Origin of the sequence: Algibacter sp., from assembly GCF_049667265.1 — a bacterium.
In the GTDB taxonomy this organism is placed as follows: domain Bacteria; phylum Bacteroidota; class Bacteroidia; order Flavobacteriales; family Flavobacteriaceae; genus Algibacter_B.
The window spans coordinates 1-6,889 of record NZ_JBATHX010000355.1; the positions used below are offsets into that span (position 1 = coordinate 1).

Consider the following 6,889-nt stretch of genomic DNA (forward strand, 5'->3'; position numbering starts at 1 on the left):
AAGGTTTTATATTAAATTCACAGTTGTATTTACCTGAGTTTAATAGGTAATGAGGTAACATTTCCGATAATGTTCCACCTATTCCCATTTGAGTTAAATCTAAATTCAATGTGTAAAATCCTTGAGGTTTTAATTCGTATGGGTGTTTAGCTTTTTCTATGCTTTCTGATGAATACGGCCAAATTGAAAATCCGAACTCTGGCTTTCCAGATATTTGTAATCCTGAATTGTTATTTGTTGTTAGCTGAAGCCATCTCACATCGCAATGATTTCCGTTTTCTTGAGGTTGAATGTAGTTGTAAAATATGTTGTCTGTTTTCATTACATACTCATCAACTTCAGCTCCAAGTTTTCTGTCTAGGTAGTTTTCCCAAGGGCCTCTACCGTAAAATGAAGTGTTTTTCAATTCATCATTAATTCCCATAGTGACTCCAAAACGAATAAGAGGAGGTAAGGTCTCGTCTGCATCCAAATTCATTTTAACAGCTATATTACCATCATTAAAAAAAGTATAGATAGTTTCTAATCCAACTTGATTATCATCCTTTTGATTGATAATTACTTCTACAGAATTTTCTTTTATAGAATGACTAAGTGTTGTGTTTTTAGCCAATTTATCGTGCATATTTTTCCAAACATTTTTTGAAGTTTTAAATTGTTTGCTACTTGCGCCTCTAACATCGTTATCTATTGGTGGACGATAGAAGTTTGGACGTAATGGAGAGTTGAGTTGCTCTTTGTTATTTAAAACATAAGATATAAGTTGACCGCTTGTTTTAGATATTTTGACAGAAAATGTATTCGATTTAACTAGTATGTCGTCATGACTCTCTTCTACACTTATAGCATCATTAGATTTTGAAGTATAACTGTCTATTACTTTTCTTGGTTTTAAAACAATTTGATCTTTCGCTATTTCATAACCTTTGGAAGTCCATAAACGATCTGATTTTTCGTGTACACTTAAGCGTATCCAGTATTCAGCATCATCTTTAAATGATATCTTTTTGTACGGAATGTTAATTACACCTGTAGTTCCAGCAGCAATAGATTGAGACTTTAATGTTCCTGATTGTAACTCCTTTCCATTTTCTGAAAGTGTCCATCTAACATCATAATCACTTAAATCAGTAAAGCTAAAACGATTGGTGACTTTAATTTTTCCTTTTTTGATATCTATATCTTCAAAAGCAAACGGTTGAAAAATATACTTGCATTCCCAAGCATGTGGATTCGGTTTCCTGTCTGGAGAAAACACACCATTTATGCAGAAATTTTGATCGTTAGGTACATCTCCATAATCACCACCATAAGCATAGAATGTCTCACCATTTTCGTTAGTTTTTTCAAGACCTTGATCAATCATATCCCAAATAAAACCACCAATAAAGTTTTTGTTTTCTCTTATCAGTTTCCAATAATCATTTAAACTTCCAATAGAATTTCCCATAGCATGCGCATACTCGCACATAATTATTGGTCGATTAATATGTTCACTTTTAAGCATATGTTCTAACTGATAAATTTCAGGATACATTCTGCTTAGTACATCCACATAATTGGGGTCGTCTGGGTTGGCATGTGCAAAACCTCTAAACACTTTTTGCCCTTCGTTTCCTTCTTTGTAATTTGGATCTGTTGGATCGCCTTGAGCGCCTTCATAATGTATAAAACGTGAAGGGTCGAAATCTTTAATCCATCCAGCAGCAGCCGCAAATGCAGGTCCAGTACCGGCTTCGTTACCCATGGACCATGAAATAATTGATGGATGATTTTTATCACGTTCAACCATTCTTGTAATTCTGCGAAGTATTGGAATCGCTAAATTTGATTGTTGAGGCGCATAGCTACCTAAATGATGCGTTTCAATATTCGCTTCATCCATAACGTATAAACCATATTCGTTACATAAATCGTAAAAATATGGGTCGTTTGGATAGTGAGATGTTCTTACTGCATTAAAATTGAATTGTTTTAATAATTCAACATCTTTACGCATGTCTTCTCGTGTTAAGGCTTTTCCTTTTGTGGGACTGTGGTCATGTCGATTAACTCCAATAATTTTAACAGATTTACCATTAATTAACAACTCATTGTCTTTGCTGAATTCAATGTTTCTAAATCCTATTTTTTGACTTCTAGATTCAGTTATTTCTCCTTTAGGATTAGTAACATCGAAGACTAATGTGTATAAATAAGGGTTTTCAGCCGACCATTTTTTCGGACTTTTAATATTGGCTTCAAGAAACGCAAATTTGGTTATATCACGCTGCGGCCATCTTTCGTAAAATATTTCCTCGATGGAAGCGGACATACCTTCAAGTAATATTTTGTTGTTGTCTTCATCGTATAATTGCCCTTTTATTTCCCAACCTTTAAGATTGTCTTGGTTTTCTTTTACCCAAAGTTTAGGTCTAATTTCAAGTTTAGCATCATTTAAATTTTTATCAAATTTTGTTCTAACAAAGAAATCGTTTAACGCAATTTTTGGTTGCGCCAATAGCATGACTTCTCTATGTATTCCGCTTAAGCGCCACATGTCTTGATCTTCTAAATAACTACCATCACTCCAGCGAAACACTTGTACAGCAACTCTGTTTTTTCCTGAGGTAACATAATCCGTAATATCAAATTCGGCTGCTAAACGACTGCCTTGACTATATCCAACTTTTTCTCCATTAACCCATACATAAAAAGCAGAAGATACACCTCCAAAATGTAAAATAATGGACTGGTCTTCCCAATCAATTGGAACTTCAAAGTCTCTGTAATAGCTTCCTACAGGATTGTCTCGATATTTTTCGATATATGGATATTGAGGAGGATGAGGTCCCATATAATTATAATTTCTCGTTCCACCCGTTAAAATATCTGGAGTAAAAGGATAAATTATATTTGAATATATGGGTTGTCCAAAACCTTGTAATTCCCAGTTTGAAGGTACATCGATATTGTGCCAATCATTATTACCTTCAAAGTTTTTTGCAATAAAATCTGATGGTCTGTCGCTCGATTTGTCGACATAATTAAATTTCCAAATACCACTAAGCGATTTCATTCTTGCATTTTTCCTGTTGCCCTTTAGAGCATCAGAATGATTACTAAATGAATAACTCGGGACACGTGCATCCATTTTGTTTTTTTCGAACATCAATTCATTTTCCCAATCATTTTGAGAGAAGCAAAATTGAACAGTAATAAAAACAAGTAGAAATGGAATTATTTGTCTTAAAATCATTGGTTTATATCTTTACTATTCCTGAATAATATTTCTGTTTTGTAGGACATGGCTTTTTCTATATCTGATTTATAACCTCACTTTTTATGTTTTTTGCATTTAGGTAATTCCCTTAAGAGAAGCACTAAATGAAATAAAATAACAACAAACTCATTTTAGAAACTTTAATACTCACAAAGTCATTTATAATCTTTATAAAGATAGGTAGTGTTTTTCCAATTAATTAGAAGGAACTTACCCTCTTTTGATTGATTTTTATCTTTTATAAATAAATTTCATTCTCCTCTTTTTTGTTGTTTATAACTATATATTCAAAATTAGAAAAGTCAACCTATAAGTTGTCTTTATAGGTTTAACAAATGTTTCTCACAATAAATAATCACTTTAAAATATACCCATATATACAACTGAAAAACTCACAGACACAAACTCAAGCAAATAATAAACGTTCTTTGTAGTATAAACTTTAAAAAGAGGATTTATGAAAACAATTAAATTAACTGTTTTAGCTTTAGGCTTATTAACGGCTTCGTATTCTTTTGGTCAAGAAAAGAAAGTAGATGAAGTAAAACAGAAAAAACAATTTGCTAAAGCTGATTTAGATAGCAATGGTTTTATAAGTTTAGATGAAATGAAAACTAAATTTGAAGGTAAAAAGACTAAAGCTGGAGAACCATTTAATGTAGAAAAAATGTTTAATCGTAAAGATGCAAATGGAGATTCTCAATTAAGCTTGGTAGAATATTTTGCAAAACCTAAAAAAGGAAAAGGAAAGAAGAAAAGGGAATAGGTACTAGCATTTGCCCATTTTTAAAAGCAGAAAGCGAGACAAATAATATGTTTCGTTTTTTTAAGGTATAATACAATCTATTTATCTTTACAGGCAAATTTTTTTATGTTAAGTCGTTTTTTTGAATAGAATTAATTTAATAAAATTAGAGAATTTAAATAATGCTTAACCGTTTTTACTACATCAAGTTTCTTTCTGTTTTTTGCTTTTTAGTTTCCAATATAATAATTGGACAAACTATAGAACCCATTATCGGGAAAGTAGTAAACCCGCAAAAAGAACCTTTAGAATTTGTTTCAATAACGTTATTAAATCCTAAAGATTCAACCTTTGTAAATTATAGTATTACCGATATTAAAGGTGATTTTAAAATATTTGAAGGCAGTAAAGATTCTTTAATTATTCAGTTATCTTCCGTAGGTTATTTACCGTATTTTAAAAATATAGCTTACAAAAAGCAGTTAATAGACTTAAAAACAATTATTCTAGAAGAGGATATTACATCTCTAGATGAAGTTACAATTTCTGTAGCGGTCCCAATTCAAATAAAAAAAGATACTATAGCTTTTAATGCGAGCTCTTTTAAAGTTAAGCCAGATGATAATATTGAAGGATTATTGAAAAAATTGCCAGGAGTTGAGATTGATTCGGACGGAAAGGTAATCGCTCAAGGTAATGAGGTTACAAAGATTTTTGTTGATGGAAAAGAGTTTTTTGGAGGCGATCCATCCATAGTATTGAAAAATTTATCGGCAGATGCTATTTCTAAAATTGAAGTGATTGACAAAAAAAGTGATGAAGCAGCATTAACGGGTGTAGATGATGGTAACAAGGAGGTTGTCATAAATTTTACATTAAAGAAAACAAAAAAGGATAATGGATTTGGTAAACTATCGGGTGGAATGGGATTGGATAGTCGTTACTTTTCTAATGTAAATTATAATAAGTTTTCGACTAAAACACAATTGTCGGTTATTGGTAAGTTTAATAATATTAATGTTACTGGTTCTAATATTCAAGGGTTTCTTGAAAATGCTGATGGTTTAGCAGATGAGTCTGATGATAACGATTCGTCTAATAAGCAAACAAAAAGTTTAAGTGGCTATTTAAAAACAGGTGTTGGCGGAGTAAATGTTGGTCATGAGTTTAAAAAGAAGGAATCCCTTAATGCTGATTATTTTTATAACTTATCTGATAATGATGGTTTTTCAAAATCTAAAAGAGTCAATTTTTCAAGTAATAATAATTATGATTATGAAGCGGAAAACACCTATTCAAACACCACAATAAACCATAATTTAAATATTAATTATGAGAACCTATCTAATAAAAATTACAGCCTCCGAATTAGAGGGCAATTAATTTCTGATAATAGAACATCAAATTCAGACCAAGATGCAACTTATGTAAATGATTTGGGTGAACTCGCAACAACTAATAATCAAATTTACAGCAATACCAATAATAAGCAATCAGGGAATTTTGCTATTAATTACTATCAGAAATTGCAAAAGGAAGGAAGAAGTTTTAATGCTGGTTTAAAAACGAATCTTTCTAATACTTCCCGAAAAAATGAACAAAACACTATGATAACAAGAGGATTTAGTTCAGGGAATATTTCGATTAGGGAAATTTTTACTTTACGAGATGAAACGTTTAATAACGCTCAATTCAATTTCAATTTTAGATATACAGAACCCTTAGGAGGAAAACACTATTTTAGATTAGATGCTTACCTAAATGATAAAAATGGAAAAGAAGATATCAATCAATTGAAAACAACGGTTACTGAAAATAATGCTGAGGAATTGCTTGCCTTTGATTATAAGAGTATAGAGCGTAGTTACCAAACACGAGTTGGGCATAGTTATAATAACAAAAAATTTAATATTTATAATGGTTTAGAGTTGCAAGACCTAACCAGAACATTTGGTGTATTAGATGAGATTTCCATAGTTAAAGGGCAAGCTTATTTAAACCCTATATCAACCATACAATACAAACCAAAAAAGGGCAGTAAGTATAGATTTAGTTATAAAAAAACAATTAGAAGCCCTAATTCTTCTCAAAGTTCAACAGTTATTAATGATTTAAATCCTTACTTTATTAGAAAAGGTAATCCCAATTTAAAAACAGAAAAATTAGATATACTTTCCTTAAATGCTAATGTTTATAATTACGCATCGTCTGTTAGTTTTTATTCAAGAATTCAATATGAACACGCCAAAGATGCCATTATACAGAGTATAGATATTGATGAGGATTATGTTAAAACAAGAAGTTTTCAAAATAGTGGAAATAGAACACGACTTAGTTCTGTTTTAAATTTTAGTAAAAAGATAAAAGGTCTTGGTTTGCGATATTCTATAAAAAATAGAAATGACTATAGAACTTCAAATTCAATTATTAATTTACATATAAATGAGGTTATTTCTAGAGATTATTTTCTGAAATTTGATTTAGAAAACTATAATAAAAATGTGCTTGATGTTAAGGTTGGAGCAAGTTGTGGACTCAATAACACCTCGTTTTCAATAGAACAGGGTCTTGATAGAGAATATATAAAGCAACAGTATTTTTCTAATTTTGATTACGATGTGTCTGATAAGTTGAATTTCAATACACAGTTTGATTATATAATTTTTTCTGATAATAAATTTGAATCAGACCAAAAACTGCCATTATGGAATGTTGCCATTTCGTATTCATTTTCCAAACGAAAAAATAACATTATAAAATTGGTTTTTATAGATTTACTTGATAGAAATATTGATATTTATAGACGAAGTACAACTAACTTCTTTGAGGAAACAATCTCTGAAAGTTTAGGGCGTTATGTTATTTTAAGCTACACTTATAGA

General features: G+C 30.7%; 3 protein-coding genes. 2 read left to right on the forward strand and 1 reads right to left on the reverse strand.

Features of this window, described 5'->3' with window-relative positions; all coding sequences use genetic code 11:
* On the reverse strand, positions 1-3,238 hold a 3,238-nt coding region (locus WBN21_RS12545), incomplete at its 3' end, for a glycoside hydrolase family 2 TIM barrel-domain containing protein (RefSeq protein WP_424200792.1).
* Between the two features lie 481 nt (positions 3,239-3,719).
* On the opposite strand from WBN21_RS12545, the gene WBN21_RS12550 reads away from it, so the two are divergent.
* Both WBN21_RS12550 and WBN21_RS12555 read left to right on the forward strand, forming a co-directional pair.
* Positions 3,720-4,028, forward strand: coding sequence for a hypothetical protein (locus WBN21_RS12550; RefSeq protein WP_424200794.1), 309 nt, complete (start codon positions 3,720-3,722; stop codon positions 4,026-4,028).
* A 161-nt stretch (positions 4,029-4,189) separates the two neighbouring features.
* The coding region (locus tag WBN21_RS12555) for an outer membrane beta-barrel protein (RefSeq protein ID WP_424200795.1) at positions 4,190-6,889 on the forward strand (2,700 nt) is incomplete at its 3' end.

Coding starts and splice junctions, on each gene's coding strand:
- WBN21_RS12550 (WP_424200794.1), top strand. CDS start 3,720: ATGAAAACAATTAAATTAACTGTTTTAGCTTTAGGCTTATTAACGGCT.